This window comes from Rubripirellula tenax, from assembly GCF_007860125.1.
GTDB lineage: Bacteria > Planctomycetota > Planctomycetia > Pirellulales > Pirellulaceae > Rubripirellula > Rubripirellula tenax.
The window spans coordinates 43,738-65,768 of the sequence record NZ_SJPW01000011.1 but is presented as its reverse complement, the minus strand read 5'-3'; the positions used below and the strand labels follow the sequence as shown (position 1 = coordinate 65,768).

Here is a 22,031-nt window from a genome sequence, read left to right as displayed (position 1 = left end):
AGTTCGCGCTTCGCAGTGCTGCTTCCGTTCGGCCTACGGCCTCACTCCAGCAGCACTGCGAATCACCGATCCCAATTCCCCAACCCAATCTTTCATAACGCCTGGTACAGGAATTGGGGGCATCCCAACCGCATCGCCGTTGTAGCCGATTTGCGGACCACTGGATTGCCTTAGCGGACACCGCCATCGTCGCGACATGGTGAATGCGGTAAAAACCGGCGGTGTCGTCCAGAACAGGGAGCGAGACGGTCGTTTCGATCCTCGACGAGTGCGTCCACCGCGTTTTGAGGTATCGATTGAGTCCTTTGCTTGCGTTATTGGGAGTCATTGCGGTCGGCTTGCTGGTCGGACGTATTTCCTTATTCGGAATTTCGCTGGGCACTTCAGCGATTTTGTTCATCGCGTTACTTGCCGGCCACTTTGGAATGTCTGTTCCCGAGGGGATGGGGACAATCGGGTTGGCGTTGTTTGTGTACTGCGTCGGCATTTCGGCAGGCCCCACGTTTTTCCGTGGGCTGGCGGCGCAAGGACGCACGATGTCGATATTGGGCGCGATGATCGTCTTAACGGGCGCTGTAGTTGCTGCGGCCGCTTCAAAGATCCTGGGTTTACCTGCCGAATTGACCGGTGGGTTGATGGCGGGTGCCTTGACCAGCACGCCGGCGCTAGGCGCGATCACCGAGAGCACGGAACAAACGGCAAGCGTCGCCGTAGGTTTCGGCGTCGCCTATCCCATCGGCATTGTTGTTGTTGTCGTTTTCGTTCAGCTTGCCATCAAGTTCGGACTCAAAGAGGCGACACAAAGCACCAGCGCCCCGTCGGACGATGGAATGTTTGCCGAAGGCACGATCCAACGCCGCGCTGTCCAAGTCGTCAACCCGGCGATCATCGGCCGTCGACCAGGTGACGTGGAAATTTTTAACGATTCGGGGTGCCAAATCTCGCGGATCCAGATCAACAACTACTGGCAACCGCTTGCACCGGAGTACACGTTCGGCTTGGACGACAAGGTCTTGATCGTGGGTGAGGAACAAGACTTGCGACGCGTCGTCGAGACGCTTGGCGTGGTGACCAGCGGCGACGATGCGATTATTGATGCCGATCACCAGCGGAAGACACTGGTTGTCACTTCGCCGGAAGTCTACGGTCGCACGCTAAAAGAACTGCGACTTCGTTCTCGGTTCGGAATCACGGTCGTCCGCATTCGCCGACACGACATCGAGTTCGTGCCGTCGGGACGTACGCGGATCGAGTTCGGCGACACTTTGACTTTGGTGGGCGAAATGCCAAACCTTGCCAAGGTGCAGGGCGTTGTCGGGCATCGGCCCCGAGCATTGAACGAAACCGATCTGCTGTCCTTGGCGGTGGGCTTGGCCGCCGGCATTTTGGTCGGCCGCACGTCGTTGGAGTTTGGAACGATCTCCGTTTCACTGGGTGTCGCGGGCGGCCCCTTGATGGTGGGCCTGATCCTTGGGCACTTTCGCCGCATCGGGCCTATCCGCGGATCGTATCCTCCGGCGGCTCAAATGTTGATGACCGAAGGTGGGCTCGCCCTCTTTCTATCGGACGCCGGCATGGACGCTGGAGCGAACATTGCACCGGTGCTGGCCGAACACGGCGTCACGCTTGCCGCCGTTGCCGCCGCGATCGTCGTCATACCGCTTGCCGTCGGATTCATCGCCGCGCGGTATGTCTTCAAACTGACGCTACTTCAATCCTTGGGTGCGACGTGTGGCGGCATGACGTCGACGCCAGGGTTGGCAGCCTTGACCACCGCGACCGACTCCAGCCAACCAGTAACCAGTTACGTCGCCGCTTATCCGGTTGCGCTGGTGATCATCACCGTCGCAGCACCGTTGTTGGTGGAACTGCTCGCGCCGCTAACGCAGTAAAAGACCTGGTCGAAACGGATTCTCAAACGGTAACCGGATCGGGCAGCTCGCGATTGACTTCGTCGATCCGATACCCGAAACCGGGGCCGCGGATCGTTGACAGATCCAAGCGACCATCGCGTCGACGATAGATCCCCGGATGGACGGCGGCGTCCTGCAATGATGCGTCGGGATAGAACTGCATCCCGTTCGATTCGACGCCCATGATCGTGCCGGCGTGCGCGGCCAATCGGACGTGTGGGATCTGGGCCAGCATCGGATTGGTCAAGTCTTGCACCATCAACGGCATCCCGTGCGCCTTCGCCCAACAAAGACTTAAAAGTGCACCCGTTTGTGTTTTGCAAGTCTTCAAAGCCACGCCGGTCCAGCCCAAACGCTTTCCCATCGCGACGAATCGCCAATCGTGAGCACTTTCGTCAAGGAACAACGGCTTACGCTCGGAAACGCTGTGCGTGTCGATCTGGCGTTTTTCCAGGTCATAGGGAAACGGCTGTTCGACATAAATGATCAGTTCGTCGATGGCGGGATGCTGCGACTTCAACTTGTCCAGAATCTCGTTCACGTATTCGGTGGTTTCGGCCGTACAGTTGAAATCAGCCGACAACGACTTCACGCCAAGCTCCAACGACATCTCGCCGACACGGACGATACGATCATAGTCCCATGACGCATCGTTACCCCGGAGTTTGATTTTCAAACAATCCAACCCGTCGCGAACGATCCACTGGCGAAGCGTGACCGGATACCCGTCGTCGGGTTCGGTGCCAATGCGATCCGAATCTTCCAAAGGGTCGAGTCCGCCGACCAAGTGCCACACCGGAAGCGACGTCGGTGGATCGGCAACCAAATAGTCACAAGGAAATTTGCCGGCGAACGAAATGCCACTGCCTTGCTCGGGCGTCAGGTACGCCGACAAATCATCGGACAGATACTTTTCGTTGTACGTATCGTAGATATCGACGTCATGCAATTTTCCATAAGCGTCATGAGTCGCGATGTCGAATGCGCTGGCAGCGATCAGCGCAGCAAGATGCGGCATCGCGTGTTCGCCACGACCGGCGTTGAAGGACTCGACCATCGACGGCATGATGTGGTCCAGGAAGTGGTGCCCGATTTCCAACGCGTGGCCGGTGGCTGGATTGGATGTCCAGTTTTTGGCAAGTTGGCCGCAGAAATCCGTCATCGCATCGAAACGCTGGGCGTACGTCATCGCCGCCGACGGCCACGCCCACGTGACGGACAACGGAGTCTCGCCCCAACCAACCGCTGTTTTTCCGTCGGCGTCGACGACGGTGACGGCGACCCGGGCACACGTGACGGACGAAACCGACTCGGGGCCGAACTTCAACGGCATCCGCATCGTGACGGGCAAATAGTGCAGCCGCACCGACTGAATTTCGACGTCGGTAGATTTACGAAAACGAGACATCAAACGAGTTACTGTGAGAGGGGGGCGAAAGCAAAAAGACGCGTCAGCCCGACAGTGTAGAAGAAATGGCTAGCGAATGGCGGTGACCAGCGCGCGAAGGTTCCGAGCATTCTGCCCAAGGTCGCCCTTTCCGACCCTGGACTGGCTTTCCGCATCGACCCGACAACTGCGGCCGCCCGGATCGGCGACGATTTGAACTCGGATATCATCCACGAATCGGAAGATTCGCGTTGTACGAGTCAGATGCAGCGCAATGACGGCCCCGTTGTCGTCGGGTTCTCGCGAAACAAGTGCCCAGCCGGACTCATGTTCGGTCCACTGGACGATTTTGTCGGCGACCGACGTGGGAGTCTCGGCAAGTTGGACGGGTCGCAGAATTCGGTCTTCGGCTTTGTCACTGAGTTGGGCATGATTTGTCGTCAGGCCACGGACAATGCTTTGAACATTCATGCAGATCCATCCGGCAAACAATAGTATCGAGGCGATCGGTATTACGAATCGCCGGGAAGGTCGAAACAAGAACCTACAGAAGTCCATCTTTTTCGAGCATCTCTTTGTACTGGTCGCGTTCACGACGAGTCGCTTCGAGGTCGAAGATCAGATACTTCATGTCCAAGCGAAGTTGCGACAGGGCTTCTTGAACCAAGTTCAGAATGCGGCGTCGACGAGTGCTGCATTCGACGACGCGTTGCATCGCGGGAGCAACCACATCGCGATAGCGTTCGGGCAGCGAAGCAATCGCCTTGGCCATTTCTTGCAGCTCGATCGGAGTGTCGTCGGAGGTTTGGTTGGTGGATCCGATGGTCTTTGGCATCATAGGTTCGCGTCCTTCGGTGAGTTCTGCGAGAGGTTGCAGCGGGTGATTGCGGGAGGCTGTTTCGTTGACATGCCATCCATTGCATTTGCGGTGCCGCATTCCTTCGGCGGATCACAGCTGAATCGCATAAACCTTTTCCTCATATAGACTTGCGACACAAACACTGCCCGCGATGCAAAAATCCAACGATGCTTCAAAGCAACACGGTTTCGGCTTGCTGGCAGCACTTAAATCTTGGTATGGAAAGGGCTTGCGTCAGCTTGAGGATGTTTGCGCCCGGTCGTGGTGTTTTTTCAACACTGCGTCGCATTCATCCCACATGACGTCGGCGATTGTTCCGGCATTCGTACCCTGGGTCAACAATCCAATGTCACAAACATCTACGCCTTGTCGCGAATCGACGTCGAATCTGACGACGGGGCAAAGCGTGCATGCGCTGACGACAATGACGTGCTCTACGAGCCGTTTTGGATGGACACTCTGGGCGTTTCTAGTCCTGTGCATCGCGGTTGGTTTCGTGCTTGGCGTCACCCCCGGGAAGGCCAACGCCCAGATTTACGACTCGCTTGACGCCTATCCGCCGCGATGGCATCTGGACAGCTCGGATTGCGACGCGCGGGTGATCAAGCAAGATCATTTGGCCGATGGAGGCGTGAACGATGGCGCCTGCGAAACCATATCGCTGGTCGCGGGCAACGGAACCGAAGCGATCTTGGTCTATCCGATCCAACCGGTTCGTCCTCTGAACGACCTGCTTGCCAAAGTTTCGGTGATGAGCGCCAAGCCGGGGGCGAAGATCGGATTTCGCGTTCGCTATCCCTTCGTCCGCAACGCCGAAACGAGACGTCCCGAGTCGGTCGTTATCTACGGCGCCGCGTATACGAAGCCCGGCGAGTTCGCGACAATCGGTATCGGCATGATCGAACGCGCGCTGCGGCTAAAGAACATGGCGATGCGGGGCCAGTACGGCAGCGATGCGGACTTGTCTGGCGCCTTTGTCGATGCGGTCGTTATCAATGCTTACGCGGGCCCGGGCAAAACGGCCCTGCGAATAGACGAATTGCGTGTCGATGGACTGGTTGCGATCAGTGCCGGCGTTGTGACGGGCAACGCTCGCGATGGTGAATTCGCGCGAGAAGATGCCGATGCACGAACGTCTCGAAAACTTGGCGACGACGCTCGAACACTCCATTCGTTTTCCAAGCCGGCGTTTCCGATCGGCCGAGTGACGCGAATCTTGCAGCACAACGGCGAACCGCTCGCGTGGGTGCGATCGCTCGGTTTCGACGCGGTGCTGTTGGCAGGCCCGCCCGACGCGGCGATCCTTTCCGAAGCCAGCCAAGCCAGGATGTCGCTTTACGCTCCGCCGCCGAGCGCGCCGGACCCGTCGATCGAATCGCTGTTAGAACCGATCGCGGCCTGGTACATCGGCATGGGTGATGCGTTGGATAGCCGGCAAGTCGATTCGACGTCCGAATTATCTGCGAAGCTACGGGCGTGGCCGCGTCGTTGGCAACGGCCGATCGTCGCTGCACCCTCAGAAGCTTGGCGCAGCTACGCGCCATCGATCGATGCGATCATCGGCGATTTACCGCCGCGCGTCCGCGGCGTCCGGGGCGGTGAAGAAGTCGCACAAATGGTCCAGTCACGACGCGAAGTCGGCGACCGCGTCGAAGCCGGCGTCGGCATCAGCAGCATGCCGCCCGAATCGATGCTGTTGCAAACCGAGTCGATCGCCAACTCCATCGGTGCACCGCCGCCGGACGGTTTCCGCTGGCATTCGATGTGGCTGCAAACGATGCGTTCGCTCGAATCGACTCCGTCGGCGATCCTCTTTCGTTCTACACGAACACTCGCATCGGGAAGCCAGTTCGACCAAAGCCGCGCCATGTCGCTGAGCTACGTCAACCGAACCGTGGCAATGATTTCGCCCTGGGTGACGTCGGCCACACCCGCGCCGCCACCGCCGATCGTCGGCGCGCCGTATCGATGCACACGATTGGCGACCGACGGCACCGACTTGCTGATTCTGACTTCCATCGCAACGCGGGGTAACGAAGTGCTGGCCGGCGACGGTGACACGCTCGAAATTCAATTGACGCCGTCCGATGCGGCAAAGACCGTTTGGCGAATGACTCACTTTTCGGCCGAGCGGCTGACTCCGGAAGCGACGGCCACGGGGTCTCGATTGCAAATCGTATCGCCCGACGCATCCGAATTGATTGTGCTCAGCAACGATCCGGCGGTCGGTGGATTGCTGATCAGCTCGGCAGCCAAGTTCGCCCGGCAAGCCGGATTGGACCGATGGCAATTGGCGACGGAATCGGTTCGTCGCACGCGCGAGAGTTGGCAACGTGCCGCGGCGGCCCGCGCATCGGATCGCTCGCCGCCGTCCAGTTTGATCGGCGTCGCCGAGCAAACCCTTCAACAAGCCGAACCGTTGTACCGCGCCGGTGACGTCGACCAAGCGATCCGAATGGCGCGCCGAGCCGATGCATGGGCACTGCGCAGCGATTGGCAACTCGCCGAAGCACTGATGCCCGATTGGCCGGCACCGACGAGCAGTCCACCGATGGACCTTGGCGCCGCCGAGATTCAGACGATCTGGCGTCCGTTGATGGACGACGCGGGGTGGAGCGACAACCTTTTGACCAGCGGTTCGCTTGACGACGCCAACTTGATGGGCCCCGGTCGATGGAGTTTCGGGGGCCGGATGGCGGGTCGCGCGACAAGCGAAGTGCGTCACGTCACTCGCGGAACGTACCAGGGCCCCGGCGCTCTGCAGGCACGCGTCTCGCCCATCGGCGATGACCCACTTCCGGGCGGGTACGAGGGCACCGTCATTCAGATCCGCAGTCCTTCGGTTCGAGTCGCCGCCGGAACGGCCATCCGAATCGACGCGGTCGTACGAACGCTCGGGTTTGGCGCGCCTCATCAAGGTGTGCTGGTTTACGATTCGATCGGCGGTCAAGAGATGGGGATTTTGGTTCGCGCTCGAAGCGACTGGACACCGATTCGGCTGTATCGCCAAGCCGTTAGCAGTGGCGAAGTCAGCGTCATGTTCGAATTGATCGGAGCCGGCGAAGCAACCATTGACGACGTCCATCTAAGTGTCTGGCAGCCGCAATCGATTTTGCCAAAACCGGTGCCGTACCCGATCGCGGACGTGAACCAGTAGAATCAGTTCGCCTTGATGGCCGGAAACGCGAACCACTTCAACGGAGAATCCACGTCGTGCAACAAGTCAAAATCTTCAAGAGCGTCGACACCGAGCTGGCGGAAATGGAGCGTCAAATCAACCGCTGGATGCGGAAGAGCGGCGCCCGAGTGCTATCGATCTCCGGCAACCTGGCGTCCCAAAGTGGCAGCCATGGTGGCCCCCTCAATTCCTTCTCGGCCGGCGACGTTCTGATCATCGTTCACTACGAAATCGACACGCCGGCTGCCTAAACGATCGAATTTCTCAACGATCTTCAAACCAAACGTATCTCACGGAAAAGAACACCGTTGCGTGCGGCAACGTCGGCCTGGGAAGGCCCATCCATCTTGGGCGCTGGGCCGAAACGGCTCGCCCTTTTCTTTTTTTGGTGAACCTCGGCCAGCCCAGTCTGTCTTGGTCCATACCGATGAAAGAATTGTTGAATTGGCAAAAAAACTTGAACAAGAGTTGACGCCAAGCGATAATACCGAAGTCGGATCGCGATGACGCGTCGCGATACACGTTTCCGTACGGCGATCGGCCCTATCTGGTTGGCACCTGGGTCGAAAACCGTCAAACCGATGATTACGAAGGGAGGTGAGCAAGTGGATTATTGCTGTACGAGCCAACGGGGTGACAACCGTTAGCGAAAGTCGGCGGACCGATGCTTCGGCATGGTCACCCCACTCGTTCATCCTAGGATCGAGCGAGAACTTCCCCGCCTGTCGAGATCTACCTTGTGTCTCGGCGGGCGGGTTTTTTTGTGCGCCGACGAAGCGTCTCGAAACGCTACAATGGGAAGAACGGGTTCGACCATCCAAACCGGCGTCTTACTTCTTCCACGTCCTCAAAAGAGTCTCTTCACCATGCGACTGTTTCTTCGCTGGACCGCATTGTCCGTGATCCCACTGGGTCTATTGGTTGGCGCGGTGGGCTGTGATCAATCGGCGACCGCTGTCGCGGCACCGACCGAAGAATCCGACGTGACCCCGTCGACCAATACGAAAGCCGAGACGGATACGAGTCCGTCGGAATCGTCGGCAACTCCCTCATCGCAACCTTCCGGCAAAGTGAGCAAGAAAGTGGAAAACAAAAAAACGCTGCCCTTCGTTTTCGGTTCCTACAACCCGCTCAATGATCTCGAAGCGCACGTCCTTTTGAACAAGGGCACCGAAGCGCCCGGCGATGGCGGCTACACGTTGACGAAGGACCCCGGCATTTACCTGTGCCGTCAATGCAACGCTCGGCTGTACCACGCCCAAGACAAATTCGTCAGCCATTGCGGTTGGCCCAGTTTTGACGACGAAATCGAAGGCGCAGTGGCTCGCCACACCGATGCGGACGGCCGACGCGTCGAAATCACGTGCGCAAACTGCGATGGGCACCTCGGACACGTTTTTGAAGGAGAACGGATGACCGAGAAGAACACCCGGCACTGTGTCAATTCGATCTCGATGCGTTTTTATCCCGAAGGAAGCGAATTGCCGCCCGTGATCAAATTGCCGGATAGCGAAGCGAATCCCGCACAGCCGTAAACCCGGCGATTCGGGCACAGATAACGCTGTTGATTTATTTTCAAACGGCCCGATGCCACTGAGTATCATGGCGGCACGGATTCCATCATGCCCGACCAAGATGAAGCGAAAGACACGTCTGTGACCCGCGTTCTGATCACCGCTTTTGAACCGTACGATCGCTGGCCCGAGAACAGCAGTTGGGCCGCGCTCGTCGATTTGACGCGATGGTACGACGGCCCGATCGAAATCGTCAGCCGGCGGTACGCGGTCGATCTGACTCGAATGAGCCAGAATCTTCGCAAGGATCTGCAGGAAGACTTCGACTTTGCCATCCATCTGGGCCAAGCCCCAGGCCATCCGCTGATCAAGCTCGAAGCCGTCGGGCTGAATGTTCGTAGCGACGGCTCGCCGCTGATCAAGGACGCTCCGGAGGCTTACCGATCCCCGTTGCCACTGGACCGATGCTGTCGTGCTCTACTTGCCGCCGACATCCCATGCGAAGTGTCGCACCATGCGGGTACCTATCTTTGCAATGCGGCACTGTACTTGAGCCAGCATTATGCCCAGTCGTTCGGCATGAAAACGAGATCGGCGTTCGTCCACGTGCCGCTAACGCCAGCACAATGCGCCAAGGACCCACAGTCCCGGATGCCCAGCATGAGCACGCCGATGGCCAGTGCAGCGATTGCGATGATCTTAGACCAATTGGTTTAAGAAACGCCAATCAAACCCAGTTGAGCTGCCAAGTTGCCCGCCACCGCGGTCTGGCCCCACGTCGCCGCCAACATCACGCTGTTGATCCCCGATCCGATCCCCAACATCGTCGTGTGGTTTCCGGGCAACAGATCACCCGACACGGCGGCCGCCGCCAGCGTTAACGGCAATGCCACCGATCCGGTGTTCCCCAGTCGCGGAAACGTGATCGTGTCTTTGCCGATCGGCAAACCCATGGCTTCCAGCATCGCGATGCGGTGACGCCCGCCGACCTGGTGACAAATCGACCGATCGACCTGGCCGCGATCCCACCCGATGACATCCAGCAGTTGCTCAAAACCCTCTGCACCCGTCGCAATCCCTTCGGCCATCAAACGCTCCGAATCGGTGTCCATCAAGGGGGCCATTTCGGCGCCGGCCGTGTCATGATTGCTGCGGCACAAATCATGGAACTCGGTTCGCGATTGGGCAATCGCCGCGTCGATCGTTGTGCCATGCTGAGAGAGCCGCCGATGGCACAGCAACCACGCACAGCTGCCCGAACCGATGGTCAACGACGCGAATGCGGGCTTCACCGACTTGCGGGACAGACTTACGTCGGCGTTCAGCGTCGCAATCGTTTGCTCCAGCAACGGTCGGCTGTTTTCGGTCCCGACCACGATTCCTGCATCGATCGCACCCGATTCGATCATCATCGCAATTTGCACGGCACCGTTGATCAAGCCCAAACATGCGTTGGATACGTCATAGACCCAACACCGACTCGGTAAACCGACGCCATGGTGAACCCGCGATGCCGTCGCGGGCTCTAAGAAGTCACGGCATACGCTGGCGTGAATCAAACATCCGATTTGATCGCGATCGACGGACGATGCTTCGATCGCATGATTGGCGCTACGGATGCTTGGCCCGCTAGGCACGGTCCCCGGTTGCCAGACACGTCGCTGGGCAATGCCGCTCATCAATTCGAGCCTGCCTTCGGGCAGCTTCAGGCGGTCGTAAAGAGGCGTCAAGCGAGATTCGATATCACTGCTCGACCACGTTTCTTCGGGAATTTCCGCACCGATCGATTCCAGGCAGACGTTGGCAAATCGCACGCGATGACCTAAGTGTTGAAGTAGCTTGCTGTTGCAACAAATATACAGCGGCCGTTCGTTCACCAACAGCACGCCACAACACCTGCTTTGCTAGCAACAAAACGCTTTGCTATCACCGCCCGTAGTGCTAGCAGCACCCACTCAAGCGAATATGTAGAACCAGTTTGGTGCCCCGAGATTCGAGCTGTAATCTCTCCAACCATCAAGGGCAAGGCATCGTCACCTCGCCCACCCAGCCCAAGGAGCAAAGTTTATCACGGACGAAACAGCCTTTGAAGCTGCACTTCTCTTCTGGACAGATCCTTCGGCAAGCCCAACACGGTGGCACCAGGGTCGCGGGAAAGCAAGCTCTTCAAAGCGGTCGTTGGTGTGAACCCACTGTTCCACATTTGGGTTGGTTGATGCAAAACGATTTGCATCACAATTTCATTCGCTCGATTCGAAGAGGAACTTTCGGATGTCGAATAAACCGCTCATTGGAATGAACGCTGATTACCGCGCAGCGGCTCGCAACGTGCCAGCCTACAGCTACATCGCGGCCGGCTACTTCAACTCCATCATCGCAGCCGATGGCATTCCTGTCGTGATCCCGCCCATGGATGATCCGGCGTCGATCGCTCGTGTCTTGGATTCTCTCCACGGCTTTGTCATGATCGGCGGTGCCGACTTGGATCCGCGAAACGACGGATTTATGCTCCACCCGAGCGTTCGCCCTCTCGATCCGGTCCGCGAAACCAGCGACCGATTGCTGATGGCCGACATCGCCGAGCGGCGTATGCCGGTACTGGGCATTGGAACGGGCATGCAGTTGCTGAACGTCCAACAGGGCGGCAACTTGTTCCTTCATATCAAAGAAGACCTACCAAACGCGGTTCCTCACCATGACCCGCAAGACGCAAACCACCGACACACGCTGGATGTGGTTAGCGATTCGTTGATTGGTCGCGTTTATGGCGACGGCGAGATCCGCGTCAGCAGCCGACACCACATGGCGATCGACGAAGTAGCACCCGGTTTCCGCGTCACCGCACGTTGCCCGGACGGAGTCATCGAAGCCATCGAAAGCGAAATGATGGACTGGTTCGCTCTTGGCACCCAGTTCCACCCCGAATGTGGCGCCGCATCGGCGCTTGATGTTCGGATCTTCGAAGAATTCGTCGCCGGCGTTTTGGAACGCTCGGAACAAGATCTACGTTTGGTCGCCTAGTCGACCCCATGGACCAACAGTTACTCTCCCGCTGAGGAGCCAGGAACGCAAGGATGCGGTCCTTGCCAAGACGACGGTTGAGTTGCTCGGAAAATCACTACGAATCACTCGCGTACGGAAACGCACGGCCCCCTCGGGGTTCGAGTCAATGCAAGATGCAATATGACAAAGTGACGTTGTGGCGAAGTTTCGAGCGACGCGGTCACGGACGATCAAGATTCAAAGCAAGATGCGACGAATCACAACAGTCGAATTGGCGAACTTAGTCAGGATTGACTTCAGGCCGGACGCGCTACGAGTCGAAGCGCGTCCGGCCTTTTTTCGTTTTTTGGGGCTACCCAATCAGCCACCCAACGTGGACCCGCGACTCCGCTCGCGGGACGTAAACTGCAAAGCAGTTTACAAAACAACGCGGACACCCGTCGTGGACCCGCGAATCCGCTCGCGGGACGTTAACTGCAAAGCAGTTTACAAAGCACAAGAAGTACACCCTGCGAGCGGAGTCGCAGGGCCACGTAGGGTTGCCCGCTGAAACTTCATGCCGATCGATTCGCTACTCGCGGTGACCCTGTTTCTGAAACGGATCACTTTCGATGATGGCAGCTAGCAGATACGCGAATTGATAGTCGGCCCGGCGAACATCGGCCATGATCTTATCGATCGCGCATTTGTCGTAATACTCGGTGCCACGCCCGAGTGCGTAGATCAGCATCTTTTCGGCTAAACAACGAACAAATGCATCTCGCCGTTCGGTAGACAAAAGTCGCTTCAAGTCTTCAACACCATTGAAAGCCGTGCCATCAGGCAGCTTTCCCGAAGCATTGACGAGATCGCGCCCGTCGCGAGTCCGCCATTGCCCGACGGCGTCAAAATTCTCCATCGCAAACCCCAATGGGTCCATCATGTTGTGGCACGCCGCACATGCCGGGTTATCGCGATGTTGCTCCATTCGCTGACGAAGTGTTCCCACCAACCGGCTTTTTTCAAGCTCGGGAATGTTCGGCGGCGCCGGCGGAGGCGGCATGTTCAACAGATTGTCAAGAATCCACTTGCCTCGCTTGACCGGACTGGTGCGCGTCGGGTTGCTGGTCACCGTCAACACGCTGGCGTGAGTCAGCAGTCCGCCGCGCGGCGTTCCTACCAACGAAACGCGACGAAACTGATCGCCCTTCACCGAAGGCATCCCGTAGAACTTTGCCAACGGTTCGTTCAGATACGTGAAATCGGCATCCAGTAGAGTAGGAATCGGCATGTTGCCCCGCATCACACCGGCAAAGAAGGTCAGCGTTTCTCGTTTCATCAAGTCGCGAATTTCGTCGTCGAAGGTGCGAAACAAACGTGTATCTGGCTTCACAGTGTCCAGATTGCGAAGCTGCAACCATTGCCCGGCAAAGTTCTCGACAAAACGATTCGCTCGTGGGTCCTTCATCATGCGCCCCACCTTGTCCAGCAACTTGCGACGATCGCGAAGCTGTTCGCGATGCGCCAACAACAGCAGCTCGTCGTCCGGCATGCTGCTCCACAGAAAATACGAGATCCGCGTCGCCAGTTCGTACTGATTGATCGGCGGCATTTTCCCCGACGCATCCGGTCGGCGATTCTGCTCGACCTTGAACAAGAAATGGGGCGACACCAAGATCGCTTGCATCGCAACCTGCAAGCCTTCCTCGTATGTTCCACCCTCCGCTCGCACGGACGCCGTCAATTCCACCAATCGCTTGACTTCGTTGTTGGTGGCCGGACGCCGAAAAGCGCGGCTGGCCAAACGGCCCAAAACCACCGCCGACGCCTGATCCGCGGTTGTGTTTGCGTCGGGCTTCACAAAAATGATTCGTCGATGGCTGGCGGGCAATTGATTTTCGTCCACGTACGTGTTGCGAGTTTCTTCGCCCCGCAAATGAACGTGATGGATGTGAAGGTTTCGATCCTTTCCGTCTTTGTAATAGTCATTGGTGAACGAGATATCGAATTTGCGTGTGCCTCGACCGACTCGCATCACGACGTCGAAATCTTTTGCCGTTTCGTTGCCGACCTCCACCGATTGTTCGTTTCGTCCACATTCAACTTTCATCACGCAAGGATCCGGCCCACCCTGATCACCCGACGCGGTGACCGTTAGCGTGTAGATCCCGCCGAACGGCAAATCCGCCTGCAGCGATACGGTTCCATTGCTGGCGATCGTGACCCGATCACCGCCGCCGCCGTGCTTTTCAGCATCGATCAATGACGACGGTGGCTTATCCAATTCATAGATTTCGCCCGGTGGAGGCGTATAGATGGCCTTGCCCGAAATCTGTTCGGCGGCATCAAGGTACTTTTCGATCAACAGCGGCGGCAACGAAAGCACGTCACCGATATTGTCGAACCCGTAACCCACGTCATCGCCAGGGAATCCCTTTGCCGCGACGTAGTCCACGTCCGTCAAATCACGGACGGTGTTTCGATACTCGGCTCGGTTCAGCCGGCGTAGGGCGACTTTCCCGGCATTCGGATTGCGAACGCAATCGACGGCGTTGGCCAGTTCTTCGATCAAAGTCGCCATTTTGGTGCGCGTGGCCGCGTCCATCGCGGCACCATCCTCGGGCGGCATCGTCCCCAGCCGTACTTGTGCCAACGCCCGCGTCCAGACTTTGCGGTTCGCCGCCAAATCCGCCGCCGACGTATCATCGACTAGCGATAACTCACTTCCTTCGTCGTGACAATCGAAACAGTAAGTTCGTAACAACGGCAACAACGAATCGCGAAACGCGGCATCGCGCGATGCTGTGTCCGCACGCGCCGGTGACAGACCGGCTGACAATCCCATCAACCATCCGGCGATGATTGCGACAATGAATCGATTGCAAAGGGTGGAAATCACAGGGCGTCCGACAAAGAAGTGATTTGATTTCGCAATCCGTGCGAAAATGCAATCAAGGATTGATAGCCAGGGTGGAAAGGGGCAGCAATTCGGACGCAACATTCTGGTGGTGCGTTTCGGAGGCCGGTTCTTCGCGATCGCGGCGCTTACACGCCGAACATGCCGATTCGTCGGCCGGACGTATTATAGCCCATACGAACCAATCGGTCGTACGTGCCGTATCACATCGGGACGAAAGATACGTTCCCTGGGGAAACGCCCGTCAGATCCGAGCGTTTCAATGGTACAAGTCGGTGTTCTCGACTTTCAACCCAATGAATTCGGTTTTTGTGTCTTTGCCGATGAATCCGACCCTCGAATTGAAATGCCCCAAGTGTGGGTTACCGCTGAGATTGCAACGCCCGAGCGTTGCTTCGGAAGTGACCTGTCCCAAATGCCGTAAGGCATTCGGACTGACACCCGAAGGCAACATCACGGCGGCGCCGAAGTCGAATGATTTTGCCAACCTGCCGGCTCCCGTGATCGCGTCGGCGCCACCACCGAGACCTCGCAATCTCGCCCCCGCAGCGGTAAAACCAACGTCACCGACTACCGCGACGGCGACAACCGCTCGGCCGGCGGCGGGCACCTTTCACCCATCTGCCCGTCCGGCGACTCGGCGGCCAAAACCCCAATGGGGCAAATGGATGATCCCCGCCGTTTGCATCTTGATGACGGCGGCAATCGGTGGCGGGATCTATGCACTTCGTGAATCGATCCCGATCGATCGATTCATTCCCGTGCAATCGATCGTCGCGGCGATACCGATGATGGACTCGCACGAAAAGGTCCTCAACGACTATGCCGATAACTCGGAAGCCGCTGTTGCCGCGATCAAGGCTTTGAAGGAACCCGAAGCCGTCGTTGATACCAAGTCGATAGCAAAGGTGATCATCGAGCTGAACGATCTGAACCAGCAGTGTTCGCAACTGCAAAAACGGGCCATCGCGTTGCCTCCGCTATCACCGTCGGAGTGGAACCGATTGATGGAATGGATCGCAAGGCGATTGCCCGAAAAAGGAAAAGAGGCCGAAAGTACCGCCGGCGTGATAAGGAATGCATCGGCCGAGCGACTCGCCTCCTCGCCCGAGTTTCGTGAAGCTGCGGTGACCTTTACCCTGACGTCCAGCGACACGCGGCGACTGATCGAATCGGCGTGGATCCCGATTCCCTCGGCAACCACACCGCTGCAAGAAATTGAACGCGGCGTTATCGATGCCAAACGTAAAGTGTGGGCTGCCGTCATTGCCGCCGACGACAAGGACGATGCCGATTCCATCGTCGATGCCTACCGCGAGGCGGCCGAAGAGCTAACCGAATTGGCGTCGCGTTACGAAGACGAAGGATTGAAGGAACAGTTGTTCCGAGTGATCTCGCCTTTTTATTCCAACGCACATGATATTGATCCGAGAATGGCGATCGCGTTTCACCGTTCGCTTTCGGGAGAAATTGACCTTGAAGGTGTTCCCGAAGTCCAGCGTTACGACGACGTGGAAGCTCGACTCAAATCCTTCGGGAGGCAAACCTCACCCGATTTCACGCCCCCAGAACCGGGCTATCCCGGTTCACCGATGGTGCCACCTTACGGTCCGGGTAGCCCAGGCTTTGGGAATCCGATGACACGCGGAAACGAGTTTCGCGGGAACAACGGGATGATGGCGTTCATGGAAAAGCGCGTTGAGGAAACGATCACGAACATTCGCAACAAGCATTCGGCCGACGAGACCGTGCTCTTGCGAATCGAAAACCGCGTCGATGGCCCGGAAGGCGACAAGCTGATTCAATCGCTGCGAGAAACGCTCGGTATCCGCCGTTCGATGCAGTTCGGATTCGGCAACACGGGCCTAGTCTGTTTGTTCGATTCGGGTAGCCTTCATCGGGTTGCCGATGCCATCACATGGGCCGATGTCTCGTCGATCGACTCGGCCGAGCGAATGATTCACCTGAAGATCCCCCCGCCTAAAAATGTCATCGAGGGCGCGTTACAGTAAGTGCAACGAATGCACTGTCTTTCACTCTGATCCGTTTGTTTCACGTTCGAACTCTATGCCAGACGCCTCCCACCCCCACGTCAACGCCGACTCGGGCCACGAGAACCTCGGACAGTTGACCGCCGAAATCGACATCCATAGTCGTCCCTTTCGAACACTCGCCAACGAAGTCGGCAAAACGATCGTCGGACAAGAGGGCCTGATCGGCCGAATGATCATCGCGCTGCTTTCCGGCGGCCACCTGTTGATCGAAGGCGTTCCCGGTCTCGCCAAGACAACCGCCGTCGCGTGCTTGTCCAAAGGGATCAGCACCGGATTTCAACGACTGCAATTCACACCAGATCTGTTGCCGGCGGACTTGATCGGAACCCAAGTCTATCGACCACAAACTCAAGAGTTTGTGGTTCAGAAAGGTCCCATCTTTTCGAATCTGATTCTCGCCGACGAGATCAACCGAGCGCCGGCGAAGGTGCAAAGCGCGTTGCTGGAAGCGATGCAAGAGCGACAGGTGACGATCGGCGGCGAAACGTTCTTCTTGGAAGAGCCGTTCATGGTGATGGCGACGCAAAATCCGGTTGAGCAGGAGGGAACGTATCCACTTCCGGAAGCTCAAATGGATCGCTTCATCATGAAGGTCGTCGTTGATTACCCCAATCGTGACGAAGAGCTACAAATCTTGCGGCGGATGTCCAAAACGAAAGCCACCATCGAGGTCGAATCGGTGACGACACCCGCCGAGATCATGACGGCTCGATCGCTGGTCGATCGCATTCACGTCAGCAGCCCGGTCGAGGAATATATCGTCGACCTTGTCATGGCGACGCGCAAACCGGCAGCCTATGGCTTGGATCTCGACGATTTGATTCAGTATGGTGCTTCGCCGCGAGCCACGATCAACTTGACCCTAGCAGCAAAGGCGAACGCGTTCCTGCAAGGCCGCGCTTACGCAACGCCCGAAGACGTCAAGGCCATCGCAATGGATGTGCTGCGGCACCGCGTCATCATCACGTATGAAGCCGAAGCAGAAGAAAAAACCGCCGAAGACATCGTCGCACTGATACTGCAAACCGTCCCCGTCCCGTGAGAGTAGGTGGCAGGAATCAGGTCACAGGAAACGTGGCAAACGCCTGATGTAAAATGCCTGTCACCTGTCACCTGTCACCTGTCACCTGTCACCTGTCACCTGTCACCTGATTCCTGCCACCTACTTCCCCCCGCCATGATTCCTCGCGAAGTGATGCAGAACATTCGTCGCATCCAAATCAACACGTCGCATGTCGTCGATGATTTGCTCGCCGGTGGTTGGCATTCGGCGTTCAAAGGACGCGGCATCGAGTTCGAAGAAGTGCGTCCCTACCAAGTCGGTGACGACATCCGCGCGATCGACTGGAATGTCACCGCGCGGGCGGGCGAACCGTTCGTCAAGCTATTCCGCGAAGAACGCGAAATGTCGGTGATGATGTTGGTCGACCTGAGTGCATCGCAAGATTTTGGTACCCAGCATCAAACCAAACGCCAACTCGTTACCGAACTGGGCGCCACCTTGGCGTACAGTGCGATCAAGAACAACGACAAGGTTGGATTGACTCTATTCACCGACCAAATCGAAAAGGCGGTCCCACCGCGCAAGGGTACTCGACACGTGCTGAGGTTGATCCGCGAACTGCTGTATTGCAGCCCCATCGGCCAGGGCACGAACATCCAAACCGCTCTCGACCATTTGGGTCGAACGGCCTCGCGGCGCAGCGTCGTCTTCCTGATCAGCGACTTTCAAGACCGAGGATTCGAAAAAACACTCCGAGTTACCCGGCGAAAGCACGATATCGTTCCCATCATGGTCGCGGACCGTCGCGAGACGGAAATGCCGAACGTCGGCCAAGTCCGATTGCGCGACCCCGAAACCGGAAAATTGATTTCCATCGATACTTCCAGCCGACGCCACCGCGATCGCTTTGCCGAACGAATGGCCGCTCGAATTGAAGCAACTGAAACGCTGTTTCGTCGCTTGAGAATGGAGCCGATTCGGATTTTCACCGGCGAAGACTTCGTTGAACCACTGCAACGATTCTTCCATCAACGGGAAACTCGCACGTGATGCCAGTCGCGTGTTATCAAAGGCCCGCGATCTTGGCCTTGGTCATTGGGATGACGGCGCTCACTGGGGTGACGGCAACGTCGTCGATCAGCGTGGCTGCGCAACTACCCGCCAACAATCGCAATTCGCAAACGATCGTCGATGGCAGTGTTCGGATGATTGTCACAGTGGATCCGCCCTCCGCCCCCGTAGCGACCCCCATCACGTTGACGCTTGACGTCGAAGCGCCGAAAAATGCGAACCTTTTTCCGCAAGCGATCGGCGTGCAGAACGGCGACCCGCCCGACGATCGGCTGGGCGATTTCGAAGTGACCGATCGTGATTCCGGCACTTCCATTCCCGTCGCTGGCAACGCAGATCGTCGCCGCCGTGTGTTCCGCTTCACGCTCGTATCTCTGCGAAGCGGAACACTAACGATCCCGCCGATCCGCGTCAGCTACCAGATGCCCGAGATGACCGAAGGCCCGCGCCAGCTAACGAGCCAACCGTTCGAAGTGAATATCACATCGTTGATCGGCGACGATGCTGATCCCAGAGTGTTTCGCGAAATCAAACCATTGGTCCCAATCGTTGCACCGACGGCCCCGTCGCCGATACTATCCATCGGATTGACGGCGATAGCCATCGGCGCAGTCGCCGGATACTTCGTCTTACGACGTCGACCGACTGTATCGGCCCAAGCATGGGCAAACGACCAGTTGAATCGTGTGGAACAAGAATGGAACCAGAAACAACTGTCTTCACCCGCAGCACTGAATCAGCTGACTGGCATCATTCGCCGATTCGTCGAACATGCCGAGTCAACCACGGCGACGTCGATGGCGACCCACGAGTTGATCGAAACGGTGAATCAGAACGATTGGCCCAGCGACGCGGTCGCGACGCTAAGCAACTTCCTGCGATTGGTCGACCAACAAAAGTTTGCCGGCGCGCCGCTGGGTGACGACGAATCGGTCCCGCACTGGATCGACCAACTTCGCGAACTCATTCACAACGTGTCGTCAGCATCGCCGAACGCGAAGCCATCGCAGCGACGAGGTGATCGCTGATGTTTCTGCATCCGTGGTGGCTGATCTTGTTGGTGCTTGTGCCGCTTGTCGCATGGCGTAGGTGGTCGCGTCGCGATCAGTCAACAATTTCGTACAGTTCCGCGGCCGCGGATTGGGACGAGCGACCGACGTGGCGTCAACGGTTGGCATGGGTGCCGACCGCAATGTCGCTGGCCGCGCTAACGCTGATGATCGTTTCCCTTGCCCGACCTCGATACGGCAAAGAGAAAACGATTGTCACCAGCGAGGGAATCGCCATTGAAATGGTGGTCGACCGCAGCGGCAGTATGCAGGCACTCGACTTCAAAATCGACGGTCAAAACGTCGACCGACTGACGGCGATCAAAAACGTTGCCTCCAAGTTTGTCCTCGGCAACGAAAGTGAAACCGACAAGCCATCGGGACGGGCCAGCGACCTAGTCGGGCTGGTTACGTTCGCCGGTTACGCCGATGCCATCACACCACCCACGCTCGATCATGCCTTCCTGATCGCCCAGCTCGACAACACGCGCATCGTCACCGATAGCGACGAAGACGGAACCGCGATCGGCGATGCAATCAGCCTGGCGGTCGACAAGTTGGCGTCGCTGGACAACGGTGAAACGAAGTCGAAGCAAAGCAAAGTCATTATATTGTTGACCGATGGAGAGAACACGGCCGGCGAGATCGAACCTCAAGCGGCTGCCGAATTGGCTAAGGCGATGAAGGTCAAGATCTACACCATCGGCGTCGGCACCAAAGGCCAGGCACCGTTTCCGGTTCGCCGAACGCGATCAGGCCAAATTTTGGTTGATTATGTGAACGTAACCATCGACGAAGAAACCTTGACCAAAATTGCCGACGAAACGGGCGGCAAATACTTCCGCGCGACCGACACCGATTCGCTCGAAACGATCTATGACGAGATCGACCAACTCGAAAAGACGAAAATCGAAACTCAATCGTTTGCCGACTATCGCGAAATGGCTGTCCAAACCGTCCGCATCGACGGCACTGCGATTCCGCCGTTGCTATCGATCGCATTTGCATTGATCACCATGGCAATGGCGCTACGACGCACTGTCTTTCGTGTATTCAGTTAACTTTGGGTAACACATGAGCCTCAGTGAACTACAAATCGGATCGCCGCTTCGCATGCACCTCCTTTGGGTCGTGCTCGCGGTCGCATTGATTTGGTTGTTGTCGATGGCTTCGGCACGTCGTGCCGCCACAAAATTCGTCACATCTGAAATGCGCCAGCGCGTGCTCGGCCGAACGAATCAAATTCGAAATGCGGCGTCACTCGCTTTGGCCATCACATCGCTGGCACTGTTAGTTGCTGCCTTGCTGGACGTGCGTTGGGGACAAGTGTCACGCCCGGTTCCCCAATCAGGAATCGAAGTCATGTTTGTTCTCGACGTATCGCGAAGCATGCTTGCCGAAGACGTCACTCCATCGCGACTGGACCGCGCCAAACAGATGATCAAAGACACGATCGACGAAATGGCTGGCGATCGAGTCGGACTGGTTTTATTTGCCGGCGAAGTCAAACAGCAAATTCCCATGACCAGCCACTATGACGATTTCAAGTCAAGATTGGATGAAGTCGGCCCCGATAACCTGGTTCGCGGTGGCTCGCGTCTAGGCGACGCCATCACGGTTGCTGCGGTAGGCTACTTGACCCAAACCAACGAACATAAAGCAATGGTGTTGGTGACGGACGGCGAAGACATGGAGAGCAAGCCCGTCGAAGCGGCCAAACGGGCCAAAGAAGAAAAGGGAATCACGATCTTCACGATCGGATTGGGCGATCTCGACGCAGGAGCACGAATTCCCGTCAAGACGCGAACAGGCCGTTCAACGTTTGTGCAGCACGACGGCGAAACGGTGCTTTCGAAACTGAATGGCGACATACTAGCTCGCGTCGCAACCGAAACGGGCGGCGCCTACATTCCAGCCGGAACGAAACAAGTGAATATGGCCGATGTGTACCACGGCTATATCGCGACGGTCGAACAACAAGAATTCGAGACGACGAAAGTGGACGGCTACGAAGCACGTTTCGTATGGTTCTTAGCGCCGGCAATCGCCCTGCTCGTCGCTCAGATCACGATTGCCAAAGACTAACGACGATTGCGAATGTAGC

18 protein-coding genes are annotated in these 22,031 nt (G+C 57.4%); 12 read left to right on the top strand and 6 right to left on the bottom strand.

Annotated elements, in window-relative coordinates; translation table 11 throughout:
• Positions 1-296 precede the first annotated feature (296 nt).
• Positions 297-1,892: an aspartate:alanine exchanger family transporter gene (locus Poly51_RS28855; RefSeq protein ID WP_146462432.1), complete on the top strand. Its 1,596-nt coding sequence runs from the start codon at positions 297-299 to the stop codon at positions 1,890-1,892.
• A gap of 22 nt (positions 1,893-1,914) precedes the next feature.
• On the opposite strand, the gene Poly51_RS28850 is transcribed toward Poly51_RS28855, so the two are convergent.
• From Poly51_RS28850 to Poly51_RS28840, 3 genes are all read right to left on the bottom strand, one after another.
• On the bottom strand, positions 1,915-3,321 hold the full coding sequence (locus tag Poly51_RS28850; RefSeq protein ID WP_146462431.1) for a mandelate racemase/muconate lactonizing enzyme family protein: 1,407 nt from the start codon (positions 3,319-3,321) through the stop codon (positions 1,915-1,917).
• Between the two features lie 69 nt (positions 3,322-3,390).
• Positions 3,391-3,771, bottom strand: a complete 381-nt coding sequence (locus Poly51_RS28845; RefSeq protein WP_146462430.1) for a DUF1499 domain-containing protein — start codon at positions 3,769-3,771, stop codon at positions 3,391-3,393.
• Positions 3,772-3,844: 73 nt separating this feature from the next.
• Positions 3,845-4,135: a transcriptional regulator gene (locus Poly51_RS28840; RefSeq protein ID WP_146462435.1), complete on the bottom strand. Its 291-nt coding sequence runs from the start codon at positions 4,133-4,135 to the stop codon at positions 3,845-3,847.
• Positions 4,136-4,505: 370 nt separating this feature from the next.
• On the opposite strand from Poly51_RS28840, the gene Poly51_RS28835 reads away from it, so the two are divergent.
• The 4 genes from Poly51_RS28835 (at position 4,506) to Poly51_RS28820 (ending at position 9,568) form a co-directional block, all read left to right on the top strand.
• The gene (locus Poly51_RS28835) at positions 4,506-7,316 is read left to right on the top strand and encodes a hypothetical protein (protein WP_146462429.1); all 2,811 of its coding nucleotides are present in this window, start codon (positions 4,506-4,508) and stop codon (positions 7,314-7,316) included.
• A gap of 56 nt (positions 7,317-7,372) precedes the next feature.
• Positions 7,373-7,588 (top strand): hypothetical protein, encoded by a 216-nt coding sequence (locus Poly51_RS28830; RefSeq protein WP_146462428.1) that lies wholly within the window; start codon positions 7,373-7,375, stop codon positions 7,586-7,588.
• A gap of 615 nt (positions 7,589-8,203) precedes the next feature.
• On the top strand, positions 8,204-8,872 hold the full coding sequence (locus tag Poly51_RS28825; RefSeq protein WP_146462427.1) for a methionine-R-sulfoxide reductase: 669 nt from the start codon (positions 8,204-8,206) through the stop codon (positions 8,870-8,872).
• A gap of 87 nt (positions 8,873-8,959) precedes the next feature.
• Positions 8,960-9,568, top strand: a complete 609-nt coding sequence (locus tag Poly51_RS28820) for a pyroglutamyl-peptidase I family protein (protein ID WP_146462426.1) — start codon at positions 8,960-8,962, stop codon at positions 9,566-9,568.
• Here Poly51_RS28820 and Poly51_RS28815 read toward each other — a convergent pair.
• A complete protein-coding gene (locus Poly51_RS28815; RefSeq protein WP_146462425.1) occupies positions 9,565-10,665 on the bottom strand; it encodes a 3-oxoacyl-ACP synthase III in 1,101 nt (366 codons plus the stop codon). The genes Poly51_RS28820 and Poly51_RS28815 overlap by 4 nt on opposite strands.
• A gap of 457 nt (positions 10,666-11,122) precedes the next feature.
• Between Poly51_RS28815 and Poly51_RS28810 the strand changes: the two genes are divergently transcribed.
• Positions 11,123-11,872: a gamma-glutamyl-gamma-aminobutyrate hydrolase family protein gene (locus tag Poly51_RS28810; protein ID WP_146462424.1), complete on the top strand. Its 750-nt coding sequence runs from the start codon at positions 11,123-11,125 to the stop codon at positions 11,870-11,872.
• A gap of 553 nt (positions 11,873-12,425) precedes the next feature.
• Here Poly51_RS28810 and Poly51_RS28805 read toward each other — a convergent pair.
• Together Poly51_RS28805 and Poly51_RS28800 are read right to left on the bottom strand one after the other, a co-directional pair.
• Complete coding sequence (locus tag Poly51_RS28805; RefSeq protein ID WP_315853693.1) at positions 12,426-14,732, bottom strand: DUF1592 domain-containing protein; 2,307 nt, start codon at positions 14,730-14,732, stop codon at positions 12,426-12,428.
• Positions 14,733-15,009: 277 nt separating this feature from the next.
• On the bottom strand, positions 15,010-15,360 hold the full coding sequence (locus Poly51_RS28800; RefSeq protein WP_146462423.1) for a hypothetical protein: 351 nt from the start codon (positions 15,358-15,360) through the stop codon (positions 15,010-15,012).
• Positions 15,361-15,418: 58 nt separating this feature from the next.
• Between Poly51_RS28800 and Poly51_RS28795 the strand changes: the two genes are divergently transcribed.
• From Poly51_RS28795 to Poly51_RS28770, 6 genes are all read left to right on the top strand, one after another.
• The gene (locus tag Poly51_RS28795) at positions 15,419-16,762 is read left to right on the top strand and encodes a hypothetical protein (protein WP_146462422.1); all 1,344 of its coding nucleotides are present in this window, start codon (positions 15,419-15,421) and stop codon (positions 16,760-16,762) included.
• A gap of 55 nt (positions 16,763-16,817) precedes the next feature.
• The gene (locus Poly51_RS28790; RefSeq protein ID WP_146462421.1) at positions 16,818-17,846 is read left to right on the top strand and encodes an AAA family ATPase; all 1,029 of its coding nucleotides are present in this window, start codon (positions 16,818-16,820) and stop codon (positions 17,844-17,846) included.
• Positions 17,847-17,981: 135 nt separating this feature from the next.
• A complete protein-coding gene (locus Poly51_RS28785; protein WP_146462420.1) occupies positions 17,982-18,857 on the top strand; it encodes a DUF58 domain-containing protein in 876 nt (291 codons plus the stop codon).
• Positions 18,858-18,889: 32 nt separating this feature from the next.
• Complete coding sequence (locus tag Poly51_RS28780; RefSeq protein WP_146462419.1) at positions 18,890-19,906, top strand: BatD family protein; 1,017 nt, start codon at positions 18,890-18,892, stop codon at positions 19,904-19,906.
• Positions 19,906-20,988, top strand: a complete 1,083-nt coding sequence (locus Poly51_RS28775) for a VWA domain-containing protein (protein WP_146462418.1) — start codon at positions 19,906-19,908, stop codon at positions 20,986-20,988. The genes Poly51_RS28780 and Poly51_RS28775 overlap by 1 nt, the downstream gene beginning before the upstream one ends.
• 13 nt (positions 20,989-21,001) lie before the next feature.
• A complete protein-coding gene (locus Poly51_RS28770; RefSeq protein WP_146462417.1) occupies positions 21,002-22,012 on the top strand; it encodes a VWA domain-containing protein in 1,011 nt (336 codons plus the stop codon).
• The last annotated feature ends 19 nt before the right edge of the window (positions 22,013-22,031 follow it).

Coding starts and splice junctions, on each gene's coding strand:
- Poly51_RS28775 (WP_146462418.1), top strand. CDS start 19,906: ATGTTTCTGCATCCGTGGTGGCTGATCTTGTTGGTGCTTGTGCCGCTT.
- Poly51_RS28840 (WP_146462435.1), bottom strand. CDS start 4,135: ATGCCAAAGACCATCGGATCCACCAACCAAACCTCCGACGACACTCCG.
- Poly51_RS28810 (WP_146462424.1), top strand. CDS start 11,123: ATGTCGAATAAACCGCTCATTGGAATGAACGCTGATTACCGCGCAGCG.
- Poly51_RS28770 (WP_146462417.1), top strand. CDS start 21,002: ATGAGCCTCAGTGAACTACAAATCGGATCGCCGCTTCGCATGCACCTC.
- Poly51_RS28795 (WP_146462422.1), top strand. CDS start 15,419: ATGATCCCCGCCGTTTGCATCTTGATGACGGCGGCAATCGGTGGCGGG.
- Poly51_RS28790 (WP_146462421.1), top strand. CDS start 16,818: ATGCCAGACGCCTCCCACCCCCACGTCAACGCCGACTCGGGCCACGAG.
- Poly51_RS28825 (WP_146462427.1), top strand. CDS start 8,204: ATGCGACTGTTTCTTCGCTGGACCGCATTGTCCGTGATCCCACTGGGT.
- Poly51_RS28850 (WP_146462431.1), bottom strand. CDS start 3,321: ATGTCTCGTTTTCGTAAATCTACCGACGTCGAAATTCAGTCGGTGCGG.
- Poly51_RS28835 (WP_146462429.1), top strand. CDS start 4,506: ATGTCACAAACATCTACGCCTTGTCGCGAATCGACGTCGAATCTGACG.
- Poly51_RS28785 (WP_146462420.1), top strand. CDS start 17,982: ATGATTCCTCGCGAAGTGATGCAGAACATTCGTCGCATCCAAATCAAC.
- Poly51_RS28845 (WP_146462430.1), bottom strand. CDS start 3,771: ATGAATGTTCAAAGCATTGTCCGTGGCCTGACGACAAATCATGCCCAA.
- Poly51_RS28820 (WP_146462426.1), top strand. CDS start 8,960: ATGCCCGACCAAGATGAAGCGAAAGACACGTCTGTGACCCGCGTTCTG.